Below are 15,492 nucleotides of genomic sequence, written 5' to 3'. Positions count from 1 at the left end.
CTATGGAATCGCTAGACCTCTCTCACATCCTGGCCGGCGCCAACGGCTTTTTTCTGCACTTCGTCGCGGCCGCCGCGCTAACCGGCGCGTTTGCTTTCTGTTATCTGTGGATTACGCCCTACGCGGAATTCAAACTGATCCGCGAGGGCAAAACCGCCCCGGCCGTGGCGTTTAGCGCGGCGCTGCTGGGCTTTGTATTGGCGCTGTCCGGAGCCGTCGCCAACAGCGTGTCGTTTATCGATATGTTGATCTGGGCCGGCATCGCTTTATTTTTGCAGGTGCTGGTGTTTGTTGGGCTGCGGCTGGCTTTCGCGGACCTGTGCAAACGCATCGCCGCCGACGAACTGGGGCCAGCCATCATGCTGGCAGGTTTTGCTTTGGCGGCGGGCTTGTTAAGCGCGGCTTGCATGACCTATTGACGCCGTGAATTCCAGCAAACGCATCTTAATCGTCGAAGACGAACCGGCGATTGCCGACACCTTGATTTATGTGCTGAATCAAAGCGGTTACCAAACCGAGCACGTCGGTTTGCTGCAAACTGCCTTGACCAGACTACAATCCGCCGAGTTCTCTTTGGCTATTCTCGATGTCGGCCTGCCGGACGGCAACGGTTTTGACTTGTGCCGACAGCTCCGCCGATTCTCGGATATTCCGGTGATTTTTCTGACCGCTCACGGCGACGAAATCGACCGCATCGTCGGTTTGGAAATCGGCGCCGACGACTATGTGACCAAGCCGTTTAGTCCGCGCGAAGTGGCGGCCAGAGTTGGCGTAATTCTGCGCCGACTTGGTACAGCGGATACTAATAAGCCAGCAGCGCCGCCTAACACCCAGTTTGATTTGGACAGCCAAGCCGGCCGCATCCGCTATTACGGACAATTGCTGGATTTGACCCGTTACGAATTTTTGTTGCTGAAACTATTCATCGAACACCCCGAGCGGATTTTCTCCCGCGAACAACTGCTGGAAAGAATCTGGCAAGACCCCGGCGATGTGTTCGACCGCACCGTCGATACCCACATCAAAACCCTGCGTGCCAAACTGCGCTCGGCCGCCGCCGATCAAGATCCGATACGCACTCATCGCGGCCTGGGTTATAGCTTGCAAAGCCGATGAAACTCTCGGTACGTTTATTTCTGGGCTACTTCCTGCTGGTGGCCGTAACCGGGCAACTGGTGTTAATGCTGGTGGTAAAACAAATCGGCCCAGGCGTGCGTACCGCGCTGGAAGCCAGCCTGGTCGATACCGCCAACCTGCTGGCCGAACTGGCCGCACCGGATTTACGGCAAGGCAGCATCGCCGACGGCCATTTCGCTCAAGCGGTCAAACGCTACAGCAAGCGGCCGGTATCGGCGAGTATTTTCGGGTTTCCGAAACAAAGCCTGGATTACCGGGTTTACGTCACCGACGCGGCCGGCATCGTCCGTTTCGACTCGGCGGGAACGGCAATCGGCGAAAACTACTCGCGCTGGAACGATGTTTATCTGACTCTGCAAGGCCAATACGGCGCGCGCTCCTCGCAGGCCAATCCCGGCGACAAGACCAGTTCGACCATGCATGTCGCGGCACCGGTGCGCGACGGCGATAAATTGATAGGTGTGGTCACCGTCGCCTACCCCACCGCCCTGCTGCAACCCATCGTCGACGCCAGCAAGAATGCCATACGACGCGGGGCCTTCTGGCTGTTCGGCGGCGCTATGCTATTCGGCGCGATATTCAACTGGCGCTTGACCCGCGCCATCGATTTACTGGTCGGATACGCCCGCAGCGTCGCGTCCGGCGGCAAAGCCAGCCCACCCAAATTGCGCAGCGTCGAACTCTCCACACTGGCGCACGCACTGGAAAGCATGCGCCAGGAATTGGAAGGCAAACAATACGTCGAACGATACGTACAAACCTTGACTCATGAAATGAAAAGCCCGTTGGCCGCCATTCGCGGCGCGGCGGAATTGCTGGAGGAACCGCTGCCGGATGCCGACCGCCGCCGCTTCGCCGGCAACGCCCGCGAACAAGCCGAACGCCTGGACCAGTTAATCGAACGGCTATTGGGACTGGCGGAGTTAGAGCAGCGTCAGCAATTATCGGATCCACAACTATTGGATTTAGGTGAGATTGTCAATAGCGTCCTGGCGGAAAAAGCCCCGCAATTGCTGCAACTGCATTTGCAAACCGCCGTGTCGCTAGACGAACCGCTACCAGTGCTGGCGGAAGAGTTTTTATTGCGGCAAGCCATCTCCAATTTATTGGATAACGCAATGGCCTTTGCGCCTGCCAAGTCCACAATCGAAATCGACGGCCACCACGACGACAAGCAAATCACCTTAAGCATCCGCGACCACGGTCCAGGTATCCCCGACTACGCGCTAGCGCGAGTGTTCGAACGCTTCTACTCACTACCGCGCCCCAACACTGGCCAAAAGAGCACCGGGTTAGGCTTGGCCTTCGTTAAGGAAGTGGCTTTGTTGCATGGCGGCGAGATCAAAGTCTGCAATGTCGCGGGCGGCGGGGCTGAGGCGGTGTTGAATTTGTCGGCAAGTGATTGAGAAACAGCGCAATCGACGACCGATTTACCTTTGTCTGATCATCATTCCAAACTCCTGAATTCTGACTACCAAATGGAAGAAAAATGAATACATCGACAATTGCAGCCATCAATTTCTATGTCCGTCAGCTAAAAGCCGCAATGGCAATAAAGAATATTCGTATCCTAAGATCAGACAAGCATGGCAAGCTGGCAAATATGATCCTTGGGGCATGGGTTTTGGGTTTGGCGACAATACCAACTCCGGCACTAGCTTGCAGTTGTTGGCATCCGCAGCCGGAAGAATATCTTCAAGCCAGTGCATTGATTTTTAAAGGCACGGTAGTGTCGACTGAGAAAGTCGTGCCGAATACGTTGGCGAACGAATACGATATTGCCACACTCCCAGAACAGTATTTCTCAAGACGAGCGAAATTCAGGCTGACGACCTCGTATAAAGGACCGGAGGTCATTGAGGTGGATATTGAGTACAGGCCAAGTGATGGAGTGAATTGCGGCTGGGGGTTTACGGTCGGTCAAGAAGTCACTGTGTTTGCTGGCGGCAATGTTCGGGATGGTTTCGGAACCGGCATGTGCAGCATGATTCCGTACGCATCTGCTATTGGCAATGGCGATACACGCTTTCAGGATGCGATTGAAGCTTATCGTAATAAAAGACATTCCTTGTGCATTACCAGGATTACGACGCAGCGGAGGCTGCGTTTAGTCGTTTACTCCAGCTTAGGCCCAAAGACCTGAAAGCTTTGGAGGGCCGTGCCGATGCTCGGTATAAACAAGCGCTATATGAGCTTGCTTTGTCAGACTATCAGTCTATCCAAAAGCTGGATAAACAGAATAATGCTGCTAGACATGGAAAAACTCTGGCATTGTTAAAACTTGGCAGAACTCAAGAACTTGGCGATGACAGGGACTTTAGCGGATACGAAAACAAGTCAGAACATCCGTCTTTTGTAGGCCTAAACCTGGTTGGTGCGAATTTTCGCGGAGCCAAGCTCAAGGGAATCGATTTTTCAAGCGCCGACTTAACAAACTCGGATTTTTCAGAAGCCGATATTCGTAACTGTAGTTTCATAGGGGCGAAACTCAGCCGTGCGAAATTCCGTAACCTGAAAAGCGCATATGAAACACAGTTCAATCACGCCGATCTTGAGCATACCGACTTTAGCGAAGCCGACTTGGTTTTAGCCAACTTCGACAACGCCATCCTTGATAATGCCAATTTTTCAGAAGCCAATATGGAACACGCCTCCTTTGAAGGTGCTTCAATCAAAAACGCGAAACTAAACGGTAAGAGTTTAATACAAGCCAAGCTTCGAAACCTACGATTCTTGAATCAAGATCTATCGGGCATGGACTTGAGAGGCGCTGATTTGCGTGGCTCGACATTCCGCAGCACTAATATCGACGGCACGGCTTTCGGAGTTGCGGCATCAAATATTAACAGCATCATGTCAGGGGAAATGACTAATCTACAAGGCGTAGACTTATCGGAAGCAAACCTTAGTCATGTTGATTGGGGTGTGGCTGTTATTGCTGATTGTCGCACCAAACTGCCTAGCAATTTAGATTTGACCAGTTTGCCGGTTTTTCCGGTTTGGACCAATTGCGAAGGAATGCCTCCGAAAACGAAATCACTTGGCGGGTATCCCTTTCGGAGAGGGCCGATAGTGCAAAATCTGAATGCACAGAACTCCTTCTTTGCAAATCAAGAGTTTTCGGGGTTCTGGTTCTGGCAATCCAATTTCGATAACAGTGATTTTTCTCATGCCACGCTGATCGGCTTGGATATTCAAGGTGGCAGCTACAATAAGGCTAACTTCGAGTACACCAATCTCACCAATGCCCATTTTACGGCAGTGAATTTTACCGAAGCTTCGTTTGCCCATGCCGATTTATCCAACGCAAAGCTGAGAGAGGTGGATTTTTCCTCGGCGAATCTGGAAGAAGCGAAGCTTACAGGCCTGTGTTTCGACGTTAAGAGTAAATGGCCGGAAGGATTCGATCCGCTTGCCGCTGGCGCTAAGTTGTGCGAATAAGCTGCCGTGACCTACAACTGAGCAAAAGCCATGCAGTTAACGCCTCAAGGAATCCAATTCATCAAACAAACGCGCGCGCGATGTCGGCTTAGATCCCCTCACAGCCCTTTAGGCCTGAGTGCGCGAAAGTGTCCCCTAACAATTTAGCTTCGATTTGTCACGCAACCACTATCGCCAACCCGCCCTAGACATCACTTGTTTCCAGCCAGCAACAATCCGGTCTTTAACGTATTTTTTCCGCATATTTGCAAAACCGGCGATCACTATCAATGGAAGACAATTACGCGATTTCCAGCCCAAAACACATTATCAATTACCTAACGGGAATCCCGCGGCGTCATTGCATTTTGTCCGCTCGCTATGCGGTTAATGATCAAGCGGTTTTAACCGCAATGGTACAAATTGACCTTAAGCACAATGCTTTGGCGATAGACGCTCGAAAAATTAATAACATTATGGTTTGCGAGCCAATTCTCATAAACCGCAAATAAGCAACGCAGAAAAATACCCAAAAAAAAACCTGGTATATGCTTTCCTCGCTGAGTCTAACTAGCAAGACCATGCGGCCGCACTAAAAACACCCCCACAAAGTCGGTTGCATTTTTTTTAGTTCACGAGGAGAGTGTTTAATGTCACTGGATTTCGAAAAGCTGACCGTATACGGCAAATCGTTTAGCGGGTTTACCCCCGATAAGGAAGCTTTGTTGCTAGAGGTTGGGTCGCAAATTAAGCCGTATCTGGCGGCGGTAACCGACGAATTTTATCAACAGTTGGCCACCATACCGGAAACGGCTTCGTTTCTGGAAGGACGAGTCGAGGGTTTGAAAAAAACCCACCGCCTATGGATGGAAGGGCTATTCACAGGCCCCTATGATAAAGACTTTACCGCACAGATGTTCAAGGTCGGTGATGTGCATGTCAAGGTTAAATTGCCTGTCGAATTCATGGCCGGAGCGATGACTTTGATCAATAACCGTCTTTTCACGCTGATAGTTGAAACCTTTGGTGACGATAAGCAATATTGCGCTCGGACGATTGCCGCAGTTAACTCGGTAACCGGCTTTTCATTGCTGGTGATGCAGCAATCCTATCAAGCCTCGAGCCTGGCGGAAGAACTGGAAAAGTTTTTGAAAATTTCCGGCATGAGCCGCACGTTATTCACCAATCTGGCCTTGGCCTACAGAGACAAATAAGGAGATCACTATGCGCGCGGATTTATTAATATCTGTTTTGACGGAATTGAATGGTTCATCGGCCGACATCGAAGCCAGTGGCGTGATATCGACTGATGGTTTAATGATGGCCTCGGTATTACCGGCTTCCATGGACGAAGACCGGGTAGGTGCGATGAGCGCCGCCATGTTGTCATTGGGTGACCGGACTGCGCAAGAGCTGGCGAGAGGCGAGTTGGAGCAAGTGCTGATCAAAGGCAAGGCCGGCTATGTGTTAATGACCTATGCCGGTTCTGAGGGTGTTCTCACCGTTTTAACCAAGTCATCGGCCAAATTGGGCTTGATATTTCTTGATGTTAAGCGAGCGGCGGTTCAGATCGCGGAGATGCTGTAAAGATTGAATTGGAGTGACGGGATTACGCCCGTCACCTCGTCTTACCACCGGTCAGACTGTTTTCCGCATCAGGCAGTCGATCCCCGCCTTCAAATACCTTTACCGCTCCCCGGCAGATGTCAATACCAAAGCTAGATAGATCAAGGTGCGCGCTATGCTTCCCTGACAACTTAGCCTGGCTTTGTCACATAGTCACTCACTCATTGCTCCAGCGTCACACCCACTAGACCTAAACGTCCCCGCCCTAAAAAGCTTAAGCCCCTCCTTATTTCCAACAAGGCAACAATCCGGTTTTTAACGTATATTTTCCGCATATTTGCAAAACCGATGATCACTAGCAATGGAAAACGACTACGCGATTTTTAGCCCGAAACAGATTGTCAATTATTTAACGGAGATCCAGCAGCGTAATTGCATTTTGTCGGCTCGCTATGGCGCGGATAATCAGGCGTTTTTAACTGCGATTGTGCAAATCGACCCTAAACACAATACCTTGGCGATAGACATTGCGCCCACCCAGGAATTGACGGACCGTTTGTTACTGAGCAAGCGCGCGCATTTCTTCACACAGGTGGATGGGATTGATGCGGCTTTTCAAGGGGTGAACATCAAACTGGCGCAAAGCACGCATGGTGCGGTACTGACCATGCCCTTGCCCGATAGGCTGTACTGGCGGCAACGGCGCAATTATTACCGGGTGAAAGTGCCGCAGTCGCATGCCGGCACGTATTGCCAATTCGGTTTTAAGCTAAGCGGTGCGGATGGCAAACAAACATCTGTCGTTAAAACCTTCAAACTGATGGATATTGGCTTGTGTGGACTGGCTTTATTGAATCCTGATCATAATTTGCAGCAGGAATTGCTTAGCACTGAAGCCGCTAGTGGCATGCTGTTTCTGCACGACAATGAACATCATCACGCCGACATCGGAATGCAGGCCAAATACAGCATCGACGTCAAAACCAATACGATAACCACCGCGCATCGCATAGGTTTTCAATTTACCGCCATTTCGCCGACTTTTGAGAGCAGTGTGCAGATCTACATGCAATCTATCGAACGGATGCTGAAAAACATCGAGAGTCATTGAATCGGCGCTAAACCGCCCGGTTTCCGTTAATCTCCAAGTTTAGCTAGGCTCAAACCAAAAACGGCAATACCTTATTTACCAAAAGGTCCTAGGTTTGCCATTCCACCCGTTTAGACAATAGGCAATATATCGTGTCAGTCATCAGGTTATTGCTACCCGCGCAAGGGTTTGCAGAAATTAGCCTTAATCCTAAAGAATTGGAAAACCAGGGCATTGCGGTCTTAACAATCGAGCCAAATACTCCGAAACCAATGAATTTTTTGGCTTTAGACGTCGTCCTGATCGATGGTGATACAGCGTTGCATGACAATCTGAGGCTGATAGATCAAATAAAAACCATTGCTCCATCCTGTAAGTTTACAGTCCTGTTTCGCCATTCCAGCGCCCACGCCCTGACCTATATGCAGGTTGGAGTGACCGGATTGCTGCGATGGTTTCCCGACGCGGCCAAGTTGGCTGAGATCATCCGCACGATTGTGCAGGGTGAATATTACCTGGACCAAGAGATTGCCCAATTGCTGGCCATGCGGCAAATCAAACAACAGTTAGAACCCTTTGCTTCTCTGAGCTCCCGCGAGTTTGATGTGTTTTGCCTGTTAGCCGAAGGTTGCTCATTGCAAACGATAGCCGCGCAACTCGGTATCAGCAGTAAAACGGTCTCCAATTGCCAAACTCAAATCAAGCTGAAACTGGCTATCGACAGTCGGGACACACTGACAAAATTTGCCAATAGCCATGGCTTGATTATGCATAAAGGCGTATGATTCCCGATATTCGGGAATTTTTCCTATTTTTGCGAGGTGGTTTATGAAAAAGTCAGTGTTAGCATTATCTGTATTAGCCGGTTTGGGCGTGTTATCCGCTAGTGCCTTAGCAGCCGATCAAGGCTTGGAAAATTGCATCCAGGCCGTCAAAAAAGAAAAGGCAGGCGAGCTGGTCAAACTGGAAAAGCTCAACGTAGCCGGTAAAGGCGCCTATGAACTGGAACTGCGCGACAACAACCGCCAGGAATGGGAATACATGTGCGATGCCGACAGCGGCAAGCTGACTGAAAAAGAAGCTGAAGTAGCCGACCCAAATAGCCAGGCATTCAAAAAGAATGTCAAAGTCACCGAGGAAGATGCCGCGGCAATTGCGTTAAAAGCCAACCCCGGCAAGATTGAGGAAGTCGAATACGAAGTGGAGGAAAACGGCGGCTCGTCTTACGAATTCGACATCGTGAATGACAAAGGCTTAGAAACCAAAATCGAAGTGGATGCCGCCAGCGGCAAAATCATCGAAACCGCCACCGAGGAATGGGAAATCGGCGAAGAGGTTGACGAAAAACGTTAATTCCGGGGCCAGCAACTTCACAACCCTGGCAGTTTTGGGGCTCTCACTATTAGAGCCCCAGCACCCGCCGCCGACAAATATACTATTTAGCGCCGGGTATAACGGTGTTTTACCCCAGCGGGGAAATAATCAGCATCCGCAAAACTATGTAAGCTAATCATCGGCAGTTGTTTCTCGGCTGGGGTGTAATTAGCAAACTCGCTGTTCAGGCGCAGCAGTTGCGTGCGGATGGCAACGGCTATCGTCGACGCCATCTCCGCTTCCGCCACCACGCCCGGCAATAATTCCACGGCAATATGCAGATGCTTATCGCCCTCCGCGTTTTCCGGGGTTTGCAGAACAAATTTCCCGGTCACCCAAGCCATGATCTCCGGCTGTTCCAGCCCTACCGTGACGTTTTCCGGATAGATATTGGCACCGTAAAACGACACAGTAAAATCCGCGCGGCCGAACACATACACAAAAGGCAATTGGCGAGCTTGATAACGCGCATCCAGGCCTAAATCCTCGACTGCATGCACACCGTGCTCGCGCAAAAAATCCCACATTTGCGCATAGCTCAACACCCCGCCCTTGTCGGCGATGTGATAGCGCAGCAGAGGTACGCTGTTCTCGCCGGAGACCACCAGCGTTCCCTCGTGTACTTCAAAGAATCGGCTATACGGATCGTATTGCACCAGGGTGGGCAGCCGCGATTCGCCGAACAAAGCTCGGGCCGCTTCCGGTCGTTGCGCCAGCCAACGGCGAATGGCAATGCTAAGCGGCGTTTCGTTACCCAGTACGCCACCATCAGCGGTACCGTATAACGATGCGGAATCGAAACAAACCGACTGCGAGCCGATACGCTCGGACAGCAAGCTGCGCCATTCCTCGCTAAACACCTCGCCGGCAAACACCAGTTTGGGTTTGAATTGCGCCCAGTCTATGCCCTCGGCGGCGCCGGCATTGATCACGTCCTTCACAAACGGCGGATACCCCAACAGCACGGTTTGCTCAAAGTGCGGCGCCAGTTCGCGCACCACCCGAAAAATCTCGGCTTTGTTATTGCCCGGCGTTGCCACCAGCAAGGGATAGCCCTTATGCGCCAGATGCCAGCAACAGGAGGTCGTGAACAGGCCGCCCACCCAATTGCCCAAGGCAAAACATACCACCGCCAAAGTAGTGCGTTTATCGGCCTGGAAACTGTCCTTGAACACCTGCTCGAAGCGCAGCGCCACATCCAACTCATATGCCGCCGAACGCGGCCAGAAAGTTGGCACGCCGGTCGAGCCTGACGACACCGCAACCCTATCCGCACCGATTAAACTACCGCCGAAGCAACGCGCCGGCAACGGGTAGGCTTGCATATAGTTAGCTTTGCTGATTAACGGCAGCTTTTGAAAATCCGCGTAATTATTAATCTGCACGGGATCGATTTGCTGGGCTTGCAAAAACTGCCGATAAGCGGGAACCTCTGCCGCGCAGCGCTGAAATAACGCCAGCATTTTTTGCTGCGGATTAAGCGCTTGATGCTTGTTAAGCAAGGTATCCAATGGCGTGGACAGAAAATACTGAAATGCTGCCGCAGAAGACGTCGTTGGTAAATAGCTCATCGCAAACCACCTGAAAAATGCTGGGAAAACACTAAAGGTATATTCTTGGGCTGAATGTCTGGTAAAAAGTTAACTCTGCACAACACCATGCCCATACCGATGCAAGCATTGAGATTAGACAAGTCATTATCCTACCGCAACGATATGCCGATACCCGAATTAGCTGCCGGCGAAGCTTTGATTGAACTGCGCCTGGCCGGCATTTGTGCCACCGACCTGGAACTGGTGAAGGGTTATGCCGGATTTTCCGGCATCCTCGGCCATGAATTTGTCGGCACGGTAAGCGCCGTTGCCGACGACAAACACCGCGACTGGCTGAACCGGCGAGTGGTCGGTTCCATCAATATCGGCTGCAACGTCTGCGAAGTGTGCCGACGCGACGGCCCCGCACATTGCTTGAATCGCAAAGTGCTGGGAATACGCGGCAAGGAGGGGGTATTTGCCGATTATTTCAGCCTGCCGGTTGCCAACTTGTACGCCGTCCCCGACGCAGTGACTGACGAAGCCGCCGTGTTTACCGAGCCGCTGGCCGCTGCGCGACGAGTAGTGAAACAAATAGCCGCACTACCCATCACCGACATCGCGGTGGTCGGCCCTGGGCGCTTGGGTTTGTTGATCGCCAAGGTGTTAAGTCTGGCCGGCTACCAAGTCACGGTGTTGGGCCGGTCGGCGGCATCCTTGGCATTACCTAAACAGTGGCAACTGGCGACCGGCTTGACTAACGAGATTCCAGACAACAGCTTCGGCTGCGTTGTCGACGCCAGCGGCCAAGCCTCAGGTTTTGCGCAGGCCTTACGCATCGTCAAACCGCGCGGCACCTTGGTATTAAAAAGCACCTTTGCAGCCAACGCGGCGCTGGATTTAAGCAAAGTGGTGGTTTACGAAATCAACATCATCGGCTCCCGCTGCGGCCACTTCGCAGACGCATTAGCGCTGCTGACAGAAAACAAGCTACCCGTGGAAACCATGATAGACGGCCAATACCCACTGAGCGATGGACTTGCCGCATTCGATCACGCCGCCCAAGCCGGCGTCAGAAAAATTCTGTTACAGCCTGCACTGCATTCAGATTATTAACCTGCTTGTACTCGCCAGCACCGCCAGCGAGCGCAAGCTTAGAAGGCGTTAAGACGCCAGCAGCATATTATCCAAAGTCTTTTTCGCCAGCGCCGCCTGCTCGGCAGGCACGGAGACTTGGTTGACCACATGCCCGGCCGCCAGATTTTCCAGCACCCAACACAGATGCTGCGGGTCAGTGCGGAACATCGTCGAGCACATGCTTAAAGTGGGCGCCATGAAATGCACGCTTTTGCCTTGTGCCTTGCATTCCTGATTCAGGCGATTAACCAGATTCAGCTCGGTCGCCACCAACCAACGGGTATTGGCTTCGGCTTCGCGGACGATTTTCAAAATCATTTCAGTGGAACCGATGTAATCGGATTTTTCGCACACTTCAAAACAGGCTTCCGGGTGAGATATGACGAGGGTTTCCGGGTATTTTTCCTTAAAATTGTCGATTTGCTCCGGCTGGAAGGCTTGATGTACGGAACAATGACCCTTCCAAAGAATAATCTTGGCATCGCGGATTTGCTGTTCGGTCAAACCGCCCTGCGGCTTATTGAAATCCCAGGTCACCATGTGTTCCAGCGGGATGCCCATCCGGTAGCCGGTGTTGCGGCCCAAATGCTGATCCGGGAAAAACAAAACTTTTTCGCGTTTGGCAAAGCTCCAGTTGAGGATTTTTTCGGCGTTGGAAGAGGTACAGACAATACCGTCATGCTGCCCGCAAAACGCTTTTAAATCGGCGGCGGAATTGATGTAAGTCACCGGGGTGACGATATTTTCCACATCAATCACTTTCGCCAACTCGTCCCAGCATTGTTGGACTTTGACCTTATTAGCCATGTCGGCCATCGAACAACCGGCCGCCAAATCCGGCAAAATCGCGATTTGCTCCGGCCGCGACAAAATATCCGCCACTTCCGCCATGAAATGCACGCCACAAAAGACGATGTATTCGGCTTCGGATTGTGCCGCTTCCCGCGACAATTTCAATGAGTCCCCGAATATATCCGCATGTTTGAATACTTCGTCGCGTTGGTAATGATGGCCCAGAATAATGCAGCGTTTGCCGAGTTTGGCTTTGGCGGCTTCTATGCGCGCGGCACATTCGGCATCATCGAGCAGGGCGTAATCATGTATGGGTAAGGCTGCAGTCATTTTTTAACCTGAAAACAAAAAGCGAGAATTTCGAAAACTTAGGCCCGGCTTTTTACAGCCGGCTCCATGGGTCATGCCGACAAAGCATGATTGAGTAAAGTGAGGCCAATCCAGCCAAAACCAAGGGTGGTGACGACAAAACTCAAAGCGGAATAGATCCGCCATATCGGCTTGGACCAAAAATCCGGATCGAATGCCGCCACCACAAACACGCCGGGATTGGTCAAGCCGCCGATCACGACCAACCAACAAGCGGTGACCGGCAACGGCACTTTTGTGCCGTAAAAGCCCAGGCAAAACAGCGCCATCAACGCAAAGTCCACATGCGCCCGAATCAGGGTTTTGTAGTCTTTTAAAAACTCGCCGTCTATGCCTTTGATCGGAAACCATTTGGCAAAAGTCATCAGCCATGCGGATAACAAAATGGCGAAGATCATCAAAACGGCGCCTATCAATAATATTTCCATGATTTTTTAGTCTGTGATTGTAAAAATTAGATTGAGGTCCACGCCATTTCATTCACCAGGCCCTTATATCTTCTGGTGTCGTCAATCCCGCCTGAGCGCAAACGACGATATTCGCGGGCGGAGAAGCGGGGCCCAAACCGGAAAGTGGGCGCGCTGTTCAATATAAAGCGTGCTGAAGCAAACTCATAGCCCCAGCACCGCTTTGGTTTTGTACATATTGTAAAACCACCGGCACAAACTGGCTGACCATGGACGGATTCATACCCAAAGATTGAAACGATCCGGCTAAATTCGCCAGACTGCCGAGTTGCCCGCCCATTAAGCCGCCCGCAGCGCCCAGCAACGATTGCGAGCCGGAATTGGAAACCTGTTGCGGTACCGAGGACAAATAGCGGTCCATGTCCGGTACGGCATTGCTCAATTGCGAAAAGTCACCGGGATTCATGCGTTGCTGCGCCACTGAAAAAATTGACCCCACGCCACCCAGCGCTTGCTGCGGGCTGATGCCCAATTGCCCAACCAGAATATCGATTAACCCTAGTTGGTTGGCCTGCCCCACCGCACCGGCGATAGAACCTGCTGCACCATAGACGGCTGGCGACCCGCCCAAGGCAAAAGTCTGATCTGACACCTGCTGTTGCACCGGTGCGCAAGCGCTGATGACCGCGAGAACACCGACTGCTGTAAAACCTTGCAAAACCTTCATTCTGTCGAACTCCTGAAAAACGCCGAAATACCGGACCAAGCCACATCATGGCCGCCCAAACCGGCACTGTAAATCGAAACCGGTCCAGGATACAACCTGGGCTCTTTTATCGCCGCAGGCGGACAGCCGCGGCGTCCTGTGCAAAGACGGCGTGTTATCTACCGATAACCGAGAAACTCCCCGCAAACATTGTGGGTAAAAATCGGCAATTCGCATGAATTCAGTATAATCCTGGCTTTAGCCACAAGAACAATAAAGGTAAAAATATGCTGAATATTCAAAAAACGCTCGAAGACTATTATCTTCGCTTGCAAGCCCATCCTAAATACCTGCATGTGATGACCCTACCACTGATGCAACGCTGGGGCGTGTTTATCGGCTTGTTTTTGCTCTCGCAAATCCTGGTATTCGGCAGCCTGTACCTTATTTTTGACAAAGTAGTGGTGATCGGCTTTCTGGCCAGCGTCCTGGCGGGATTGGCTACCGGCATCGGCGCCTTGCCGGCCTTGTTCTTTAAAAATATTTCCGACCGGTTATTCAACGGCTTGCTGGGCGCCGCAGCGGGCGTAATGCTGGCGGCCACCGCGTTTTCGCTACTGGTGCCCGGCTTGGATTACGGTGAGCAAATCTGGCCCGGCAAAGGCTTATGGATCGTATCGGCCGGCATGCTGATAGGCGCGCTGTTTTTACATTTTGCCGACAGCCGATTGCCGCATCTGCATTTTGATTCAGTCAGCGATCATTCCCTGGATTCGCTGCAAAAAATCTCTTTATTCATCATCGCCATTACCATCCACAACTTCCCGGAAGGCATGTCGGTCGGCGTCAGCTTTGGCTCCGGCGATATGAACAATGGCTTGGTGTTGTCTATTGCCATTGCCTTGCAAAATTTGCCGGAAGGCCTGGCTGTCGCCCTGCCCCTGGTCGGCCTGGGTTACAACAAATGGAAAGCCGTCGCCATCGCCACGTTGACAGGCTTGGTGGAACCGGTGGGCGGCCTATTGGGCATTACCATGGTCACGGTGTTTTCGTCGATATTGCCGATTGCCATGGGGTTTGCAGCCGGTGCGATGTTGTTCGTCATCAGCGAAGAAATCATCCCGGAGACGCACGCCAAAGGCCGCTCGCGCATCGCGACATTTTCATTAATGGCCGGTTTCATCATCATGATGATCCTGGACAAAATACTGACATAAACACCGCCTAAACCAAGTGCGCCACCCAAAAAGCAGCAGCTTTTTGGGTGTTTTATCTTCCGATCAAACTCCTCAGTGCCGAATGGAATACCTAACCGCATTCATCACCCAAATAAGCACCTTAAACTTTGCGGAATTGCTCGCGACCGGCGGCACCAGTTTTGCACTGATAGCCGCCGCAGAAATTGGCGATAAAAGCCAACTGGTATGCATGACCCTGGCCTCCAAGCACAGACCGACTCCGGTGTTATTAGGAGCGATTGCCGCGTTCGCGCTGCTGAACACTTTGGCGGTGGTTTTTGGTGCGGCGATTGCAAAATGGTTACCGGAATATCTGGTCGCGGCCACCGTCGCCCTGCTGTTTGCCGCATTCGGTCTGCATGCTTTGCTCAACCACGACGAAGACGATGACAACGAAGAAATCGTCGAGAAAAGTGGCCACGGCATTTTCTTTACGACCTTTTTATTAATCACCGTCGCCGAATTTGGCGATAAAACTCAATTGGCTGTCGTTGCATTCAGCAGTACCGCGCAACCGATTGCAGTGTGGCTGGGCTCAACGTTGGCGCTGGCGTTTACGTCCGCGCTGGGCGTGCTGGCTGGCCGCACCGTGTTGCAGAAAATCCCCTTGTCCTTGCTGCATAAAGCCAGCGGCGTGTTTTTCCTGATTTTATCGGCAGTTGCGGCTTATAAAGCCTACGAAAGCTTGCTGGCTGCGGGTTTGCTCTCCCAACTTTAACCAAAT

General features: G+C 51.8%; 18 protein-coding genes. 14 read left to right on the top strand and 4 right to left on the bottom strand.

The window, feature by feature from the left end:
- The first annotated feature begins 2 nt into the window (after positions 1–2).
- From ACWAU0_RS13510 to ACWAU0_RS13460, 11 genes are all read left to right on the top strand, one after another.
- A complete protein-coding gene (locus ACWAU0_RS13510) occupies positions 3–419 on the top strand; it encodes a DUF350 domain-containing protein (protein WP_458136977.1) in 417 nt (138 codons plus the stop codon).
- A gap of 4 nt (positions 420–423) precedes the next feature.
- Complete coding sequence (creB, locus tag ACWAU0_RS13505) at positions 424–1,116, top strand: two-component system response regulator CreB (RefSeq protein ID WP_458136976.1); 693 nt, start codon at positions 424–426, stop codon at positions 1,114–1,116.
- Positions 1,113–2,543: a two-component system sensor histidine kinase CreC gene (gene creC / locus ACWAU0_RS13500; RefSeq protein WP_458136975.1), complete on the top strand. Its 1,431-nt coding sequence runs from the start codon at positions 1,113–1,115 to the stop codon at positions 2,541–2,543. The genes creB and creC overlap by 4 nt, the downstream gene beginning before the upstream one ends.
- 83 nt (positions 2,544–2,626) lie before the next feature.
- Positions 2,627–3,280, top strand: coding sequence for a netrin-like domain-containing protein (locus tag ACWAU0_RS13495; RefSeq protein ID WP_458136974.1), 654 nt, complete (start codon positions 2,627–2,629; stop codon positions 3,278–3,280).
- On the top strand, positions 3,208–4,578 hold the full coding sequence (locus ACWAU0_RS13490) for a pentapeptide repeat-containing protein (protein ID WP_458136973.1): 1,371 nt from the start codon (positions 3,208–3,210) through the stop codon (positions 4,576–4,578). The genes ACWAU0_RS13495 and ACWAU0_RS13490 overlap by 73 nt, the downstream gene beginning before the upstream one ends.
- Positions 4,579–4,847: 269 nt before the next feature.
- Positions 4,848–5,069, top strand: coding sequence for a flagellar regulator YcgR PilZN domain-containing protein (locus ACWAU0_RS13485; RefSeq protein WP_458136972.1), 222 nt, complete (start codon positions 4,848–4,850; stop codon positions 5,067–5,069).
- 138 nt (positions 5,070–5,207) lie between these two features.
- Positions 5,208–5,771, top strand: a complete 564-nt coding sequence (locus ACWAU0_RS13480) for a protoglobin domain-containing protein (RefSeq protein ID WP_205450894.1) — start codon at positions 5,208–5,210, stop codon at positions 5,769–5,771.
- 10 nt (positions 5,772–5,781) lie between these two features.
- Positions 5,782–6,144 (top strand): roadblock/LC7 domain-containing protein, encoded by a 363-nt coding sequence (locus ACWAU0_RS13475; RefSeq protein WP_033155499.1) that lies wholly within the window; start codon positions 5,782–5,784, stop codon positions 6,142–6,144.
- Between the two features lie 340 nt (positions 6,145–6,484).
- Entirely contained in the window at positions 6,485–7,234 is a 750-nt protein-coding gene (locus ACWAU0_RS13470) for a flagellar brake protein (protein ID WP_458136971.1), read from the top strand.
- 251 nt (positions 7,235–7,485) lie between these two features.
- Complete coding sequence (locus ACWAU0_RS13465) at positions 7,486–7,998, top strand: LuxR C-terminal-related transcriptional regulator (RefSeq protein ID WP_523070802.1); 513 nt, start codon at positions 7,486–7,488, stop codon at positions 7,996–7,998.
- A gap of 43 nt (positions 7,999–8,041) precedes the next feature.
- Positions 8,042–8,566: a PepSY domain-containing protein gene (locus ACWAU0_RS13460; RefSeq protein ID WP_458136969.1), complete on the top strand. Its 525-nt coding sequence runs from the start codon at positions 8,042–8,044 to the stop codon at positions 8,564–8,566.
- Between the two features lie 86 nt (positions 8,567–8,652).
- Here the strand turns inward: ACWAU0_RS13460 and ACWAU0_RS13455 are convergent, their stop codons facing one another.
- The gene (locus ACWAU0_RS13455; RefSeq protein ID WP_458136968.1) at positions 8,653–10,158 is read right to left on the bottom strand and encodes a phenylacetate--CoA ligase family protein; all 1,506 of its coding nucleotides are present in this window, start codon (positions 10,156–10,158) and stop codon (positions 8,653–8,655) included.
- Positions 10,159–10,245: 87 nt separating this feature from the next.
- On the opposite strand from ACWAU0_RS13455, the gene ACWAU0_RS13450 reads away from it, so the two are divergent.
- On the top strand, positions 10,246–11,235 hold the full coding sequence (locus tag ACWAU0_RS13450) for an MDR/zinc-dependent alcohol dehydrogenase-like family protein (protein WP_523070801.1): 990 nt from the start codon (positions 10,246–10,248) through the stop codon (positions 11,233–11,235).
- 48 nt (positions 11,236–11,283) lie between these two features.
- Here ACWAU0_RS13450 and nadA read toward each other — a convergent pair whose 3' ends face one another.
- The 3 genes from nadA to ACWAU0_RS13435 all read right to left on the bottom strand — a co-directional run bounded on the left by nadA (position 11,284) and on the right by ACWAU0_RS13435 (position 13,551).
- Positions 11,284–12,378, bottom strand: coding sequence for a quinolinate synthase NadA (nadA, locus tag ACWAU0_RS13445; protein WP_458136966.1), 1,095 nt, complete (start codon positions 12,376–12,378; stop codon positions 11,284–11,286).
- Positions 12,379–12,449: 71 nt separating this feature from the next.
- On the bottom strand, positions 12,450–12,845 hold the full coding sequence (locus ACWAU0_RS13440) for a hypothetical protein (RefSeq protein WP_415880287.1): 396 nt from the start codon (positions 12,843–12,845) through the stop codon (positions 12,450–12,452).
- A gap of 157 nt (positions 12,846–13,002) precedes the next feature.
- Positions 13,003–13,551: a DUF2780 domain-containing protein gene (locus ACWAU0_RS13435; protein WP_458136965.1), complete on the bottom strand. Its 549-nt coding sequence runs from the start codon at positions 13,549–13,551 to the stop codon at positions 13,003–13,005.
- A gap of 266 nt (positions 13,552–13,817) precedes the next feature.
- On the opposite strand from ACWAU0_RS13435, the gene ACWAU0_RS13430 reads away from it, so the two are divergent.
- Both ACWAU0_RS13430 and ACWAU0_RS13425 read left to right on the top strand, forming a co-directional pair.
- A complete protein-coding gene (locus ACWAU0_RS13430) occupies positions 13,818–14,747 on the top strand; it encodes a ZIP family metal transporter (RefSeq protein WP_033155506.1) in 930 nt (309 codons plus the stop codon).
- Positions 14,748–14,829: 82 nt separating this feature from the next.
- The gene (locus ACWAU0_RS13425; RefSeq protein ID WP_458136964.1) at positions 14,830–15,486 is read left to right on the top strand and encodes a TMEM165/GDT1 family protein; all 657 of its coding nucleotides are present in this window, start codon (positions 14,830–14,832) and stop codon (positions 15,484–15,486) included.
- Positions 15,487–15,492: the final 6 nt, after the last annotated feature.

This window comes from Methylomonas sp. Uni0009 (assembly GCF_054188105.3).
This window is presented reverse-complemented; position numbering and strand designations above follow the sequence as displayed.

Excerpts from the sequence above, each read along its gene's own strand:
- ACWAU0_RS13510 (WP_458136977.1), top strand. The coding sequence starts at position 3 with ATGGAATCGCTAGACCTCTCTCACATCCTGGCCGGCGCCAACGGCTTT.
- creC (WP_458136975.1), top strand. The coding sequence starts at position 1,113 with ATGAAACTCTCGGTACGTTTATTTCTGGGCTACTTCCTGCTGGTGGCC.
- ACWAU0_RS13495 (WP_458136974.1), top strand. The coding sequence starts at position 2,627 with ATGAATACATCGACAATTGCAGCCATCAATTTCTATGTCCGTCAGCTA.
- ACWAU0_RS13485 (WP_458136972.1), top strand. The coding sequence starts at position 4,848 with ATGGAAGACAATTACGCGATTTCCAGCCCAAAACACATTATCAATTAC.
- ACWAU0_RS13480 (WP_205450894.1), top strand. The coding sequence starts at position 5,208 with ATGTCACTGGATTTCGAAAAGCTGACCGTATACGGCAAATCGTTTAGC.
- ACWAU0_RS13475 (WP_033155499.1), top strand. The coding sequence starts at position 5,782 with ATGCGCGCGGATTTATTAATATCTGTTTTGACGGAATTGAATGGTTCA.
- ACWAU0_RS13470 (WP_458136971.1), top strand. The coding sequence starts at position 6,485 with ATGGAAAACGACTACGCGATTTTTAGCCCGAAACAGATTGTCAATTAT.
- ACWAU0_RS13465 (WP_523070802.1), top strand. The coding sequence starts at position 7,486 with ATGAATTTTTTGGCTTTAGACGTCGTCCTGATCGATGGTGATACAGCG.
- ACWAU0_RS13460 (WP_458136969.1), top strand. The coding sequence starts at position 8,042 with ATGAAAAAGTCAGTGTTAGCATTATCTGTATTAGCCGGTTTGGGCGTG.
- ACWAU0_RS13455 (WP_458136968.1), bottom strand. The coding sequence starts at position 10,158 with ATGAGCTATTTACCAACGACGTCTTCTGCGGCAGCATTTCAGTATTTT.
- ACWAU0_RS13450 (WP_523070801.1), top strand. The coding sequence starts at position 10,246 with ATGCCCATACCGATGCAAGCATTGAGATTAGACAAGTCATTATCCTAC.
- nadA (WP_458136966.1), bottom strand. The coding sequence starts at position 12,378 with ATGACTGCAGCCTTACCCATACATGATTACGCCCTGCTCGATGATGCC.
- ACWAU0_RS13440 (WP_415880287.1), bottom strand. The coding sequence starts at position 12,845 with ATGGAAATATTATTGATAGGCGCCGTTTTGATGATCTTCGCCATTTTG.
- ACWAU0_RS13435 (WP_458136965.1), bottom strand. The coding sequence starts at position 13,551 with ATGAAGGTTTTGCAAGGTTTTACAGCAGTCGGTGTTCTCGCGGTCATC.
- ACWAU0_RS13430 (WP_033155506.1), top strand. The coding sequence starts at position 13,818 with ATGCTGAATATTCAAAAAACGCTCGAAGACTATTATCTTCGCTTGCAA.
- ACWAU0_RS13425 (WP_458136964.1), top strand. The coding sequence starts at position 14,830 with ATGGAATACCTAACCGCATTCATCACCCAAATAAGCACCTTAAACTTT.